This is a genomic window from Phytobacter sp. RSE-02 (genome assembly GCF_040578655.1).
GTDB lineage: Bacteria > Pseudomonadota > Gammaproteobacteria > Enterobacterales > Enterobacteriaceae > Phytobacter > Phytobacter diazotrophicus.
In genome coordinates this window covers 625,696-640,131 of sequence record NZ_JBEULY010000002.1, presented here as the reverse complement: position 1 = coordinate 640,131, position 14,436 = coordinate 625,696, and the positions used below count along the sequence as shown (strand labels likewise).

Below are 14,436 nucleotides of genomic sequence, written 5' to 3'. Positions count from 1 at the left end.
AGGTATCTACTGTTCTTCTGCGAAATGATGAAAACTCAACGCTCAGGTAAGCGTTAAGCAAAATAGTAATCTATTTCATTGAATTATTGGTGGAAGGTAATTATGTCAGATATCAGGCTTTTCATGTTCCAGTCAGGAACGCAGCAGTGTAAATATCAGCATATAAGGATGAATCAGGGCGTGGGAGAGAATTATGAAATTCCTGTCCCCTGGTTCCTGCTGACACATCCGGATGGTTTTACTCTGATTGACGGTGGTCTGGCTGTAGAAGGATTGAAAGATCCTTTGGCCTATTGGGGAAGTGCGACAGAGCAATTTAAACCGGTGATGTCAGAAGAGCAGGGCTGCCTGGAACAGCTTAAAAGGATTGGCATCGCCCCGGAGGATATCCGTTATGTGGTACTGTCCCATTTACACTCCGATCATACGGGGGCGATTGGCCGTTTCCCACATGCCACTCATGTGGTTCAGCGGCGAGAGTATGAATATGCCTTTGCTCCTGACTGGTTTACATCTGGAGCCTACTGCCGACACGATTACGATCATCCTGAACTTGACTGGCTTTTCCTCGATGGCTTATCAGATGACAACTATGACCTTTACGGTGATGGCACGTTGCAGTGTATTTTCACACCAGGGCATTCACCGGGACATCAATCTTTTCTCATCAGATTACCCGGCGGTACATATTTTACGCTGGCGATTGATGCGGCTTACACCTTAGATCATTACCATGAAAGGGCGCTCCCTGGCCTGATGACATCCGCCACTGATGTCGCTCACTCTGTCCGCAAGCTGCGAAAGCTTACCGAGCGATATAACGCGATATTAATACCCGGTCATGACCCTGAGGAATGGAAAAAAATCAGGCTTGCTCCCGCCTGGTATAGTTGAATCATTGCTCGCTCTGTAGTAGTGCATTGAATTTGGCCACCTGAACAGATGTGATATGCTCATGTCGGAATAATACAGGTGCCCTGATGAAAAAAGGAATTTCAGTGCAGCGTTGAAACGTAAATTCTTTTAGCCGATTATTGCTCAGAACTACACCGTGGCTGAAACAGCCACTGCAACAATAACCCAGCGAGTCGGGCAATTACGGGGCGAGCGGTAGGGAATTAATATAAAGGTGTTTAAGCGCCTTTTAACGTCCCAGAGCCAAACCATAACTGTTTCATGTTTGGCTTAACGATTTGGTTATTTCAGAAGCGAACTGAGAGATTAATTCATTGCTGTGTTCGGATAGTAACGAAAAACGGGGGAGTTCGACGATAAGACGCTCTCTGGTTGGCTCGAAATAGTCGGGAGCATGCGGCCCTGTCTCTATACAGCATTGGGCGAATCCCCATAAGATGTCGAGTATTTCAACCGTAAGTAACTCATCGGCGCTATCAAGAACCTCTAATATAAATGGAAGGGCAATATATCCCGCTGGCGCCATAGAAACATGCTGATGACAGAGTCCGCACCAAAGCTTATGACTGGCGGTCATTGCTGCCTCGTGATCGTCAGATGCTAATTGTAATAATAGCTCAGGAACATCGTTTGCGGGTCCATATGCTGTACAGGATGAATTCCAGTTTATAGCATAGATTCTTTCCTCCAGTGATGCATTATTCATCGATAATTTCCTTTGTTCTGAATGAGTATAATCAACAGTTTTTCCGCATTAACGATAATGTAACCAAAACTCGTGCTATTAAAATAAATAGCCTTAAGCGCACCATTGCTATTATAGCCATTTGGCGGTTCTAAAATCAGCATCTAACTTGATAACTGTTTTGAGGAAAATCCACACCTCATACATGTTTACTTACGTTAATGTTCTTCATCTCACTTGGTGGATTAAGGATCTTAAGTCATTAATACAGGGACTGACAGCGTTAGCGTTTTTACCTGCCAGTACGCAACTGCAAAGCGCTATATCTCCAGGCCAAATAAGGATATCTTCTGATGCTCAGCCGTTTTATAACCCACGCAGTCTCTTTCTTTTTGCCATTGACAGGCTTCATCATAAGTTTACCGGGGCAGGCAGAATCTTTAACGGACAGGGCCGAATATCAACAGATAAGCGGGCTTATCAGGGAACCTCTCACGCTGTCTGTCACGTTAAATAACGGCCAGCCTGCAATACTTGATGCTTTTGTCACACGTCCGGTTAGCAAGAAGCCTTTGCCGGTTGTGTTAATCACCAATGGAACTACTGGTAAGGCCGAGTTTGACCGCTGGACGCTTAACCCAAACCGGTATTCCTCAACAGCAATCGCGTTTGCACGTCATGGATATGCTGCAGTGGTCGTCCTGCGGCAGGGGTATGGCCAGTCCAGTGGCGCTGCGGAATATGCAGGGCACTCGTGCATTCAGCCCTTTCATCTGCAGGCCGGAGAGCAGGACATCCAAAATATGGTTGCGGCGCTTAACGCTGTGCGCCGGAATTCATGGGCATCCGTTGATAATGCAATGCTGGTTGGTATGTCCGCCGGTGGATTTGCCGTTATCGCAACGGGTGCCACAAATCCGCCTGGCGTAAAGGCAGTGATCAATTTTGATGGCGGCAGAGGGGCCATCGACGGGAAATCTCTCTGTGATAAGACGGGGCTGATGAAATCGTATGCGCAATACGGAAAAGCAGCGAAGATCCCTTCGCTGTGGCTGTACGCAGAAAACGATCAGTCGTTTCCCCCGGATACAGGCAGAGAGATGTTTAATGCCTATCAGCAGGGTAAAAGCCCGGCCCGGTTCGTCGTCATGCCTCCTTATGGGAAGGATGGTCATGTCTTTATGGATTCTGCGCCGGAGAGTTTCTGGTGGAATACCGTTGCCACTTTTCTTGAGCAGTACCATCAGCCGTTTCAGGAGATAATCGGGCTTCCCGTCGTAAAGCTCATTGAACCGCCAGCCCTCAATGCTGCCGGAAAAAAAGCCTTTTCCGAGTATGAAACAACGCAGCGATATGAAAAAGCGTTTGCTACCGATCCGGACGGAGACTGGGGCGCTGCATACTGGGCCAGAAACAGTCAGGAAGCTGCCGCAACGGCGCTTAATATCTGTACAAAGGAACAACGGAAAGGGGCACCTCAATGCACTCTGTACGCTATCGACAATAATTACGCCGCAGAGATAAGACACTGAAATATGCTGAAAGAACCGCGGTCCTGGACCAGCGTGGCTGACACCAGTCTGTTTGCGTCATGCATAAAAATCAGGTTTCACTCTGAACTAACGCGATGGTGTCGTCTTTTTCCCGGCTGCCTCATCGAAGGCTTTTCGGGACGCCTCAATATCCTGCCATGTATCCCTGATCCAGTCGGTGAATGCGGCGAGGGGTTTTAGCATCGAATGACCACGGTCAGTGAGCTGATATTCCACCCTGGGTGGAAGCTCCGGGTAATAATAACGGTTAACGAGACCATCTCGTTCCAGGTTGCGTAGCGTCAACGTCAGCATACGCTGTGAGATATCGGGAATGCCGCGTCGGATGGCGCTAAATCGCAGGGGGATATCAGGCGAAAGCAACAGCAGCGAAATAACAAGAATGGTCCATTTATCACCCAGCCTTTCCAGCACACTTCCCGGGGCACACGGCGTCAGTTTCGGTCCGTCGGGTGTTTCAATGATCGGCCTGCCATTAATCTCACGCGCCATAACTTTTTCTCCGCTGAAGGCTCCTGATAGTTACTTCTGTGTAACCAGGGACCAAAAATGTGCCGTCTTGTGGAGGAAATCATAATAGTTCCATACTGTGACCTTCAATAGTTACTATCGAGAACTTTCATGAACAAAACAGCAGAATTTCTTGTATTTGGTGCCACCGGACAACAGGGCGGAGCGGTGGCGCATGCGCTACGGGCGGCGGGCCGTGAAGTCAGGGCCTTTGTGCGTGATCCGCATAGCGAAAAGGCGCAGGCATTGATGGCGGCAGGCATCACGCTTGCCGTCGGTAATCTTTTTGACAGGGCTTCCATTGAGCGGGCAATGGTGGGCATCATGGGGGTTTTCAGTGTTCAGACCAGCTCTCCGCAGGGAGAGATAAGTGATGAGCAGGAGATCATTCAGGGAAAAGCCATTGCAGACAGCGCCCTGGCGGCCGGAGTCAGCCATCTTGTTTATTCTTCGTCCGGCGCGGCGGGGAAAGGCCCTACAGGTATGGGGCATTTCGACAGCAAGTCGGAAATAGAAAATTATGTCCGCTCTTTGCCACTTTGCTGGACGATCACGCGTCCGGCCAGCTTTATTGAAATGCTGATGCTGCCCGGTATGGGGTTGAACACCGGGAATTTCTCCTTCTTCATGCAGCGTAACCAGCCGATGCAAATGATCACGCTGGACGATCTCGGGCGTATCAATGCCCGCATTCTGTGTAACCCGCAACTGTTCGCCGGAAAAGTGCTGGAAATCTCCAGCCAGACGCTGACAGGGGAGGATCTGGAGCGTGCTTTCTCAAACGCCGCAGGTTTCAACATCCACTATCAGCGCTTTCCCGACGCACTATTAACACAAAACAGCTTCCTTCGTCGGCTTACCGAACTGGTAGACAATAGCATTGTTGCGGGCGTTGCTGATATTCCGGCACTGGAAAAGATGTTCGGTGAAATGATGAAATTGGATCAATGGCTTGCGGGACCAGGAAAACAACACTTTCAGGCCGCACTTAACGCCCCACAGGCTGAAATCGCGCTACGATAAACCTTTATCGACAACGCTCTGGCTCACCGGCCACGTTATTCCAGCGCGGCCTTTGCTAACGGCACATCCGACGTCGCGCCCCCCGCCATCTGAGCCGGGACGGCGCGAAAGGAATTCATTGAGATTGCATAGCCATAAGTTTGCCGGAAACGCACCGCGAACAGCAATCAGAAACGGTATGTCACCTTCAGGCTTCCGGTGGGCGATGTTTTTCGCTGAACAATGGGGCTATTACGTGCATCCCCCGTTAATTGCGTAAAGCCCGCTTCGGTAATCACGCTCCAGTCCTGATTAATCTTATACGTCCAGTCAATAGTCGTGGACCAGGCATAAATGCCGGAACCGGCATCATATCGCGTAAAGCCCGATGCGGCCGACTGCGATGCGCTTACCCCGTAGTATGTCTGCATATACTTGCTCGTCCCCCAACTGCCGGTTAGCGCCAGCGTCACGGCATTGCCCGATGACTTATAGAGCGGGCTGACAATGCCGAAATGCAAGGCCGTACCATTGTCTCGCTCAGAAAGGGGCACCTCAGCCTGCAATTGCACATTAAGCCAGTCGGTCACCTCATACCCCAGCGTCGGCACACCGATAGCTGAACCTTTGATATCGCCCATACCGCGCAAATAGTCGCTGCCGCCGTTTATCGAGTCGCTGTCCACGTCACGATCTTTACGGCCTGCACGGTAGCTCAGCGCTGCGCTGTAATTAAATTTGCCGATGTTGTTGCCGTAACCGAGACCGCGCGTGGTGCTGACGAAGAAGCCATTTGCCATAGCGTAATCAACTACCAGGGCAGTGGTGACACGACTTTTATCCGAACCCGAATAGTAGGGCGCAACATCCACGCCTCCACCCAGGGTCAATTCGTTGCTCTGTTTCTGTTCCGCCGCCAGTACCGGGGTGGTCAGTAATGCCAGGACAACACCCGGCACCATTTTTTTCAGGCTGCGGCACGGAAATGAACAGGGGGACTCAGGATGCAGGTTTCTGTTTTTCATTAAAGAAGTCCTTGTGGATTCAACTGATTACAAGACAAACGGTTGTTAATCGCCAGAATGCTCAGTGTGAATGCTTACCCTAAAGTTCTCATGAGCCAAAAATGAAGAAATGCTGAAGCAAGTGCCAGTGCTGCAAACCTGATGGATTTCCTGCTACCGTCTTTTCTTCAGACGATCTTCATTCACTGTTGATACAGTAACCATTGTGAAAATTCTCCTAATCGAAGACGACCTGGATCTGGGCAACGGTGTGCGTATCGCCCTTGCAGATCAAGGGTTTGATGTCATATGGGTTCGCCGCAAAGAGGATGCGCTGCATCAGATCGATGCCTGCGTGCCGGAACTCGTGTTGCTTGACCTTGGGCTGCCCGACGGTGATGGCATGAGCCTGATGACGTACATGCGTCAGCAGCTCAAAGGGATCCCCGTCATCATCCTCACTGCGCGAGGCACGCTGCAGGATCGCCTGAGCGGGCTGGATGCCGGTGCAGACGACTATCTCGTCAAACCTTTTGTTCTGGCCGAATTGTTGGCCAGGGTGAGGGCGCTTGCGCGCCGCAGTTACGGTTTTCAAAATGAGGTGATAGAGATTCGGGGGGTAACGCTTCATGTGCCTACCCGACGCGTGACAGTGAGCGAACGTCATATTGAATTGACGGCCAGTGAATACGCGCTGCTTGAAATTTTAATGTTGCGCACCGATCGCGTGCTGACACGCAGGTTTCTGGAAGAGAGGGTATTCGGCTCAAAAGAAAATATGAGCAACGCGCTCGATGTGCATATGGGCAATTTGCGTCGCAAAATTGGCGAAGGCTATGTGCGAACGGTGAGGGGCGTAGGGTATGTCATTGATACCGTGTCGATCCAGAAAGGGGAAGGTTGATGCGAAATTTCTGGCGACAACTGAGAACCCCAACGCTCGTGCGGCGAATTATGGTCGCTCAGATGCTCCTGCTTACACTGCTTTGGTCTCTATTTCTGACCTTCGTTTTGTGGGAGGACTTGCGCAGCCCCTCGATACTCACGGGCAGTAAGACCTACGACGCCGTTTTTACCCTGGTTCAGAGTATGGACGAGCGACCGCAGGAGCGCACCGTCGTGCTTGACGCGTTCAGCAAGGCGTTGCGGGAAGGTTATGGCGGCGGTGAAGATCCTGAGCTCTCAATCAGCCTGATTGTTCGCAAGAATAAAGCACTCATTTATTCATCGGCTGGCGCGCCGACAGGGGTGATAAATACCCGGTTTGGGGAGATTCAGCGTATTCAGAGCGAAGGGCGCGTCTGGAGTGGCCGTACGCTCAGGTCAGACAACGCTGACGTGGAGGTAACGCTTGTTACCCCTGCCGCAGGCTGGAATTTCTTTTTTTATCTGAACTCGCGTGGCTACTACATATTGCCGCTGCTGGTGTGCATTCCTTTTCTTTTGTTTCCAGCGTGGTTATCCATCCGTATTGCAATGCGCCCGTGGAACAAAGTGGTTAATGAAGTTTCCTTACGACCGTCAGACGATCTCTCGCCCTTAAAAGAAGTGCCAAAGCACAAGGAGCTTCGCCGGATGGTTGACGCGATCAATGTCTTTCTTGCCAGGGTGCGGGAAAGCACGGAACGGGAACGGGTATTTATTGCCGATGCCGCTCACGAGTTACGTACGCCGCTCGCGGCGATGCGTATCAATGTTGAAGCGTTGCAGTCCTATGTCAGCAGCGACAGGCAACAGGAGTTGCTGGCAGGGATTATTCGCAGCAATAGCCGTGCGGCGCGTCTCGTTAATCAATTGCTATTGCTGATGCACAGTGAAGCGCGCATTGACACGGTAATGGCGCCTGTGCCGCTGACGACGCTCATACAAGAGCGTATGGCGGCGTTGTCACCGCTGGCTGCTGAACGCGGGATTGAGCTTGAGTTTTACTCCCATGACGAAACCTGGGTGACCGGCGTCAGGGAACGCCTGATGTCGCTTATCGACAACGTCATTGAAAATGCCGTGAAGTACAGCCCGCAGGGCGGACGGGTTGAGGTAGAGGTCCGAACACGCGATGAATCCACACAGTTACGTGTCTCAGACGCCGGCCCCGGTATTCCCGTTGAATTGAGGGAGCGCGTATTTGATCGATTTTTTCGCGATCCCAGGCAGATGCAAAGCGGAAGCGGCCTGGGCCTGGCCATCGTCAAGGCGGTTGCCCAGCAACACAACAGCAGCGTAAGCCTCAGTACATCTGCAGAAGGTGGACTGATGGTGACGATTGATTTCCCAACCCCCAGGGATGCCTGAAACACTACATCTGCTCCCTGCCTGGCGGAGGGCCTCTACCAGAACAATGGAGTTGAAAGTGAAATACCTGTCTCTGGCAATACTGTTCTTTTCAATCTTCATGAGCGGGTGCGCCATCACTGTCAGTGATTTAAAAAGCAGCCAGTCATCTTTTGATGGCAGTTTTACCAGCCAGACGGGGCCCTCCGATACCTATCGAACCTTACGGCACATGGCAAGGCAGTGCCTGGAATATGAGGCCTATTCAGGCAATCCGGTTATCGTATTAAGTGAGTTTGACGCGGAGCACAAAGAAGGTGAGATCAACCCAAAGTTCCTTGCGGATGGGCTGTTGATTAACAACACGCTTATTCAGGTGGAAAGCCAGGGTAGCGATAACGCGAAGGTCAGCTTATATACCACTAAGAACATCCTGAGTGTGGGGATCCGGTCGCCAAAAATAGGTGATATCAAGCGCTGGACCGGCGGGGATAAAACGTGTTAGCTCAACACGCTTGTAGAGATTCAGGCTTGTTCTCAGATGGCGTGGCGGGTCGTCATGCTGTGTTGACTTATTTAAACTCAACGGATTAACCCCGCCAGCAATATCAGGATCGCAAGATGTGCCCGGTTAATGAAAACAGATTTTGCCTATGCTGGTATTTCAGGAAGAAGAAAAATACCCGCAGAATATCCGCTTCTCGCTCATTTCTCCGCTGACATACGCCGGGCCAGCCAGGCACCCCAGAACAGACTGGAAAAGAAGCGAATCGGGGCCTCAAATCCGGCGCCAAAGAGTAAGGCAAAGACATCATCTTCTGACCGGGGTGGCTCTGCGCCCTTTCGCTTCGCCCAGCACGGCAGCGAGCATACATGCAGAAAGTTCGTGGCAGGCATCATATCCGGCCAGCGCAATCCGGCTTTGTTGTGCGTATTCCCCTGCGCGAGTGGCGTCGAATTTAGCAGCAGAATCTTGGGTCATGGCATCTCCAGGCAGTCATCCAGGTAGTAGGTCATTCTCTCTCGTTGACGTAGAATAAAAGATTCTGGGTAATAAAGTTCGGGAAAGACATGATTGAAAGTCTGAATGCTTCACTTTCAGTGAGCCAGTCAGAGTGCGTCATCCGGTGCGGCTGGTGGGCTATCCGGCTCCCAGGAAATAATATCGCCGGGCTGACACTGCAGCGCCTCACAGATTTTTGCCAGCGTATCAAACCGAATGCCTTTAACCTTCCCGGACTTGAGCAGCGAGAGATTCTGCTCGGTGATACCCACAAAGGCTGCCAGCGCTCTGGACGTCATTTTCTTCTCTACCAACACTTTGTCCAGATGAACCACGACAGCCATAATCAGATAAACTCCTTATTTTCTTCTTCCGCTCTGATCCCCTCGACCAGGGAGTGAAACGTCACAAGCAGCAAACCGCCCGCTAATAGCAGAACAATATCGCCAATCAGCAGGGTGACCTGGTAGAAATGTTCCGGCCACCAGACGACCAGAGGGATCAAAAAGCGGCACACTGGCAGGACGATCCCAAGACTTAGCATCACTATCGCAATTTTACGTACACTTTGCGCCAGCGCCTGAGTGAGGATCTGTTTTTGGCGTACCAGTTGCGTGACTTTCATACCTTGCCAGATAGCAAAAGCAAACAGCCCCGTCGGGAAATAGAGAATCACCAGCAAAAGTAGCTGGTTAAGTGACGATACCGTCGTGGTTGGCAAATTATCGCCCTGAATCTCGGCGAACCTGAGCATACTGGAAATAAAAAACGACGAACCCGTGAAGTACATCCACAGCGGCGTAATTACCGCCAGGATGAGAAATAGCGGTAGCACGCCTGTGATGAGCGCCAGGCTGATTTTATTTCTCGCACCTTTCACATTGAACCTTCCTGAATAATACGCACTATTTTAAGACCAGTATGCTAAAGCATGACATAAGCATCAGCGCGATAGCAATCTTGCTGGCGTTCAGACCTTTAGCGCCGCGTTTTAGCCAGGGGTTTGGCCATACGCGGTAGACACCAAAAGCGATATATGATGCCTGAATCGCCCAGGTCAGCATTCTGAATAAGTAACCCGGCTTACTGAGGTGCGTTATTGTCTGCATCATCTCCACGCAGTAAATAATAATGCCAACGGTCAGGATATAATTGACTAAGCGAAGTTTGTAATGCGAAGCCCAGTTTCCGCACACAAACAACATGGTCGAAGCAAAGGCGAGTATTGCCCAGAGAATATCAATCCAGTTCACGGTGTGCCTCTGTTTCAGAAGATGGCTGGGTGAGTAACAGCCGGACAGCCGGACCAATCACCGGCCATCCGGTGTCGGAGAGGATAACCACGGCGCTTTTACGCTGCGGATCCAGGGCGATAGCGCTGGCAAACCCCGAGGACTCGCCGTCATGCCAGGTGATATCGCGCCCATGTATGCGGGTTGTAAACCAGGCATAACCAATCCGTGAATCGGGATCGTCAGTGGCAAATCGCGGCGGCATCGCTTCGCTTCCTGCGAGTTTTCCTGCCAGTAACGCCTGCGCATAATTTGCCATATCGACAATGGTCGATCGTACTCCCGCGGCGGGGGTAAATGCGTGCAATACCCACGGCGCTTCGCTGAATCCGGAAACTGACCAGCCGTGGCTGAATGCGGGGGTGACGGGTGTCGAATCGTCTGCGATGACGGAGCTTTTCATTTGCGCTTGCGCAAAAACCCGTGTGTGCAACAACGTGGCAAAAGATTGATGTGATGCGCGCGCCAGCGCCAATCCCAGCAGGGCATAGCCGGTATTGGAGTAATCAAACTCGGCGGGTTTTTCAACGCGGGTGGTGTTCACCATCTCTATTAATGTCTCGTCATCGTAATTCCAGAAAGTGTCACGCAGGATGATGGCCTTAATCACCTGAATTTTCTGTCGTAATGATGTCGCCAGCGGCGGCAGGCCAGAGCGATGTGATGCCAGTTGCTCAAGTGTTATCTCGCTCGCCGGGCCAGTGATTTCCGGGACGAGTTCGCCTACACGGGTTTGTGCCGTTGCTTCGCCGCGTCGCTGCGCTTCAATCAGCAGGCTGCTGGTCATGGTTTTGGTCAGGCTGGCAATTTCATACTGTTTTGCATAATCACTGTTCCACAGCGCATATTGTACGCCTCGCGGGGTGATGAAGGCGGCGGCAACGCTGCCTCTTGATCCTTTCAGCAAAGGGGTTAAAAACGAAGCTACCGTTGCATCTCCCGTCTGATGCAAAGACGGTGAACTAAATCCGGGTTGCAGGTAGATCCCCGCCGCTATCAGCGACACAAAAGCAGTACCGGCGGCTAACAACCGCGTACGACTGCGCACAGAGTGCTTCTTCATTGTTGTCCGCCTCAGAATTCATACTGAATCAGTGATGACAGGGTGTACTGCATTCGGCTTTTGACCAACGGACTCTTACCCGCCTCATCAAACAAGTATGCCGCGCGACCACTCACCCCTGCGGCTACGTTTTCGCTAATGTGCCAGACCAGCCCGGTAGACACTCCACCAAGCTGGAAACCCGATGACGGGCGATAGACAGAAAAATTAGTGCGTTGCGCCTGGCTTGTGGTGACACCGTAATGGCGCTGCTGATAACCGCCGTTCGCCCAGGTGATATCGCCAGCGACCGAAAAATCGACATCCCGCCAGTGCCATAGCGTTGCCTTCACGCCACTGTTTAACGTCATGCCCGGATCCTGCGTTTCGCCCCCGTATCGGTGCTTTTGTGTTGCACTTAATGCGCGCAACCATACCATCCAGCCCTCACGTTGATACCGCAATTCCGCACCCGCCATGAGGATGTCGGAAAGGTCTCCCATCCCTTGCAAGTCACGGTTTTTTCTGCCGGAAAATGGGTAGTTGAACACCTCTTTTCGCCCCTCATCCGGTGTTAACAGCAGGCTCACGGCAAATGGGGAATCCGCTGGCAGCGTCCATGCCAGACCGTCTGTAGACAGATCCCAATATCCCCAGCCATCACTCTTGAGGCTTACGCCACCTTTGAGTAACGGACCTGGCGCAGCGTGCTGTGACCCCGAATAGACGGGGCTGACTGCAACGCCGAGACCCGCGTACCCGGACAGATCCGCGCTGTGTAAAGGAACACAAAGCATGATTCCCGCAAGCGAAACGCCATATTGCAGACTTCTTTTCATTCGATGCCTCTCCTGGCAAACGGTAGGTTGAAGTGTGTGCAGGCTAGCCTGGAGTTTATCGTTTTACAATAAATTTTTATTGTTTTATTTTAAGTAAACTGAGCGGAAAGATGATTTCAGGAAATGGCGATGCCACGGTGTACAGGTAAGAAATTTATTGTGACAGGCGCGACGCTACACATTGCGCCTGACGAGGCCCATTTGACGGTGCAGTGAGTGTTATCGCTGAAAACCGGTAGCTTAAAAATGGCTAAGCATATGATCCAGAAAAGCGCGTACCGCAGGATTGGAACGTCGACTTTCATGCCACACAGCCGACATATCATGCCGCTCCACCGCGAAATCACAGAGCAGCGAAACAAGCTTTTTGTCGCTTACCCGGGACGCCGCCATAAAATTCGCGGCCATACCGATTCCGGCACCGGCCACAATGGCGGCAATGACGGCTTCGCTGGTATCCGCAATGATCGTTGATGACGGCACAATGTCTATTTCGCGCTCCCCGACGCGAAACGGCCAGCGAAAAAGCTGCCCTGTATTTTGATAACGCAGATTAATCGTCGTATGCCCGGATAAATCATTGGGATGCAGCGGAGGGGCGCAGCGGGCTAAATAGTCAGGCGAGGCATAACAACCTATCTGATAGGGGGGAAGGCGACGCAACAGGAGGTTGGAATCCGCGAGCTCGCCAAGTCGAATGGCAATATCAATATTCTCATCAACGAGGCTTACTCGCTGGTCGCTCAGGCGTAGATCAATCGTCACTTTTGGATGAAGTGCGCAAAAGGCGGGAAGGAGAGGGGCAATCATATGGATACCCACCGGTAGTGACGCCGCAATGCGTAATATCCCTGCGGGCTCCGCGCGAGCGTGTTTCGCTATCTGTTCAATCTCCTCCGCATCCCGTAGCAACCGTAAAGCCCGCTCATGCAGTTCACGCCCTTCGGCAGTTAACACCAGTGAGCGTGTCGTTCGGGTGAATAAGGTAATGCCGAGCTGCTTCTCAAGGCGCTGAATACTTTTACTGATGGCTGAGGGGGAAACAGAAAGCGAACGGGCAGCGGCACTATAGCTACCCAGAGCGCCTGCGCGAGCGAATGCAATAAGACCCGTGAGTCTCTCAAAACCGATTTGTTCCTTCATGGCATAAGTAAAGCGAAATTCAGCCATATTATCAACCTGGGTTATTGATCCTATGCTCTGTCACCTGAGGTCTTTTAGCGCGAGATGATGATGACTGAGATGATGAAAGCGGTACAACTCCATGCGTTTGGCGGGCCAGAAAACCTGCTTTATGAAGATGCACCCAGACCACATGTGGGCAACGACGATGTCCTGGTGCATATGCAGGCGGCCAGCCTTAACCCGCCGGACTGGTATCTGCGCGATGGCTTTCGCACACTGCCACCGGAATGGCGTCCCGATCCCGTTTTTCCCCTTATTTTGGGCACTGACGTATCAGGCATCGTTGCCGCCGTCGGTAAAAATGTGACTGCGTTTCGCCCCGGAGATGACGTCTATTCGATGGTGCGTTTTCCTGAGAAGGTGATGATGGGCGGCGGCGCCTATGCAGAATATGTCAGTGTTCCTGTATCCGAACTGGCACTCAAACCCCAGGGGATTGGGCATGTGGAGGCCGCCGCCGCGCCAATGTCGCTGCTTACCGCCTGGCAGTTTCTTGTCGACACGGGGCATGATGCGGTTAATCCCTTCCAGCCTTTTCCTCATAAAGCCGTGCCATTAAAAGGCCGGACGGTGCTGGTCAATGGCGCTGGCGGCGGTGTGGGGCACCTTGCCGTGCAAATCGCCCGCTGGAAAGGGGCGAAGGTTATCGCTGTGGCCTCTTCGCGCCATGAGGCGGTGTTGCGTGAGCTGGGGGCCGACGAATTTATCGACTACACCACAACGGCAGCCGAGGCGGTGGTCAACAATGTTGATCTGGTTCTCGATGCGGTGGGCGGGGCGCATATGGAACGCTTTCTGCGTTGTATAAAGCCAGGCGGGGCTCTTTTTCTGGTTAACCCTTTGGGTTTTTCCGCAAGGGACGAGGCCGCGCAAAAAGCGATTACGGTCTCTTCCACCCAGGTACGCTCCAGCGGCGCGCAATTAAATGAAGCAGGCCGTCTTCTGGAAAATGGTCTTGTCCGGGTGGTTATTGACAGTACCTATCCGTTAGCCCAGGCCTGCGCTGCCCATCAGCGTGCCGCGATGGGCGGGATTCAGGGTAAAATTGTGCTGACAAACCTCTGATAATGACTCTCCTTACGAGTTAATGAATACATCGTAGGGCTATGCGTCACAGGGGCATGACCCTATACTT

The 14,436-nt window shown here is 52.0% G+C and carries 17 protein-coding genes; 7 read left to right on the top strand and 10 right to left on the bottom strand.

The window, feature by feature from the left end:
• Positions 1–99 precede the first annotated feature (99 nt).
• Positions 100–894: an N-acyl homoserine lactonase AttM gene (gene attM / locus ABU190_RS06605; RefSeq protein ID WP_354690817.1), complete on the top strand. Its 795-nt coding sequence runs from the start codon at positions 100–102 to the stop codon at positions 892–894.
• A 280-nt stretch (positions 895–1,174) separates the two neighbouring features.
• Here the strand turns inward: attM and ABU190_RS06600 are convergent, their stop codons facing one another.
• Complete coding sequence (locus ABU190_RS06600; RefSeq protein ID WP_354690783.1) at positions 1,175–1,621, bottom strand: hypothetical protein; 447 nt, start codon at positions 1,619–1,621, stop codon at positions 1,175–1,177.
• Positions 1,622–1,953: 332 nt separating this feature from the next.
• Between ABU190_RS06600 and ABU190_RS06595 the strand changes: the two genes are divergently transcribed.
• Entirely contained in the window at positions 1,954–3,132 is a 1,179-nt protein-coding gene (locus ABU190_RS06595; RefSeq protein WP_354690782.1) for a CocE/NonD family hydrolase, read from the top strand.
• 87 nt (positions 3,133–3,219) lie between these two features.
• Here ABU190_RS06595 and ABU190_RS06590 read toward each other — a convergent pair whose 3' ends face one another.
• Positions 3,220–3,645: a helix-turn-helix domain-containing protein gene (locus ABU190_RS06590; protein ID WP_354690781.1), complete on the bottom strand. Its 426-nt coding sequence runs from the start codon at positions 3,643–3,645 to the stop codon at positions 3,220–3,222.
• Positions 3,646–3,774: 129 nt separating this feature from the next.
• Here ABU190_RS06590 and ABU190_RS06585 point away from each other — a divergent pair, with 129 nt between their 5' ends.
• Entirely contained in the window at positions 3,775–4,686 is a 912-nt protein-coding gene (locus ABU190_RS06585; protein WP_354690780.1) for an NmrA/HSCARG family protein, read from the top strand.
• A gap of 167 nt (positions 4,687–4,853) precedes the next feature.
• Here the strand turns inward: ABU190_RS06585 and ABU190_RS06580 are convergent, their stop codons facing one another.
• A complete protein-coding gene (locus tag ABU190_RS06580) occupies positions 4,854–5,690 on the bottom strand; it encodes a MipA/OmpV family protein (RefSeq protein WP_354690779.1) in 837 nt (278 codons plus the stop codon).
• Between the two features lie 205 nt (positions 5,691–5,895).
• Between ABU190_RS06580 and ABU190_RS06575 the strand changes: the two genes are divergently transcribed.
• From ABU190_RS06575 to ABU190_RS06565, 3 genes are read left to right on the top strand one after another with little or no spacing between them, the layout of a single operon-like run.
• Positions 5,896–6,573: a response regulator transcription factor gene (locus tag ABU190_RS06575; protein ID WP_354690778.1), complete on the top strand. Its 678-nt coding sequence runs from the start codon at positions 5,896–5,898 to the stop codon at positions 6,571–6,573.
• Complete coding sequence (locus ABU190_RS06570; RefSeq protein ID WP_354690777.1) at positions 6,573–7,961, top strand: HAMP domain-containing sensor histidine kinase; 1,389 nt, start codon at positions 6,573–6,575, stop codon at positions 7,959–7,961. Before ABU190_RS06575 ends, ABU190_RS06570 begins: the two co-directional genes overlap by 1 nt.
• A gap of 46 nt (positions 7,962–8,007) precedes the next feature.
• Positions 8,008–8,445: a hypothetical protein gene (locus ABU190_RS06565; protein ID WP_354690776.1), complete on the top strand. Its 438-nt coding sequence runs from the start codon at positions 8,008–8,010 to the stop codon at positions 8,443–8,445.
• A gap of 306 nt (positions 8,446–8,751) precedes the next feature.
• Here the strand turns inward: ABU190_RS06565 and ABU190_RS06560 are convergent, their stop codons facing one another.
• The 7 genes from ABU190_RS06560 to ABU190_RS06530 all read right to left on the bottom strand — a co-directional run bounded on the left by ABU190_RS06560 (position 8,752) and on the right by ABU190_RS06530 (position 13,259).
• The gene (locus tag ABU190_RS06560) at positions 8,752–8,922 is read right to left on the bottom strand and encodes a hypothetical protein (protein WP_354690775.1); all 171 of its coding nucleotides are present in this window, start codon (positions 8,920–8,922) and stop codon (positions 8,752–8,754) included.
• A 128-nt stretch (positions 8,923–9,050) separates the two neighbouring features.
• The gene (locus ABU190_RS06555; protein ID WP_039079320.1) at positions 9,051–9,287 is read right to left on the bottom strand and encodes a helix-turn-helix transcriptional regulator; all 237 of its coding nucleotides are present in this window, start codon (positions 9,285–9,287) and stop codon (positions 9,051–9,053) included.
• 2 nt (positions 9,288–9,289) lie between these two features.
• Positions 9,290–9,823: a DUF2975 domain-containing protein gene (locus tag ABU190_RS06550; RefSeq protein ID WP_354690774.1), complete on the bottom strand. Its 534-nt coding sequence runs from the start codon at positions 9,821–9,823 to the stop codon at positions 9,290–9,292.
• A gap of 25 nt (positions 9,824–9,848) precedes the next feature.
• Positions 9,849–10,196: a hypothetical protein gene (locus ABU190_RS06545; RefSeq protein WP_071194867.1), complete on the bottom strand. Its 348-nt coding sequence runs from the start codon at positions 10,194–10,196 to the stop codon at positions 9,849–9,851.
• Entirely contained in the window at positions 10,183–11,298 is a 1,116-nt protein-coding gene (locus tag ABU190_RS06540) for a serine hydrolase domain-containing protein (RefSeq protein WP_354690773.1), read from the bottom strand. Before ABU190_RS06540 ends, ABU190_RS06545 begins: the two co-directional genes overlap by 14 nt.
• An 11-nt stretch (positions 11,299–11,309) precedes the next feature.
• Positions 11,310–12,116, bottom strand: a complete 807-nt coding sequence (locus ABU190_RS06535) for a MipA/OmpV family protein (protein WP_354690772.1) — start codon at positions 12,114–12,116, stop codon at positions 11,310–11,312.
• 240 nt (positions 12,117–12,356) lie between these two features.
• On the bottom strand, positions 12,357–13,259 hold the full coding sequence (locus tag ABU190_RS06530; RefSeq protein ID WP_354690816.1) for a LysR substrate-binding domain-containing protein: 903 nt from the start codon (positions 13,257–13,259) through the stop codon (positions 12,357–12,359).
• Between the two features lie 90 nt (positions 13,260–13,349).
• Between ABU190_RS06530 and ABU190_RS06525 the strand changes: the two genes are divergently transcribed.
• Positions 13,350–14,366 carry an NADP-dependent oxidoreductase gene (locus ABU190_RS06525; RefSeq protein WP_354690815.1) on the top strand — a complete coding sequence of 339 codons (1,017 nt, stop codon included), beginning with the start codon at positions 13,350–13,352 and terminating at the stop codon, positions 14,364–14,366.
• Positions 14,367–14,436 lie beyond the last annotated feature (70 nt).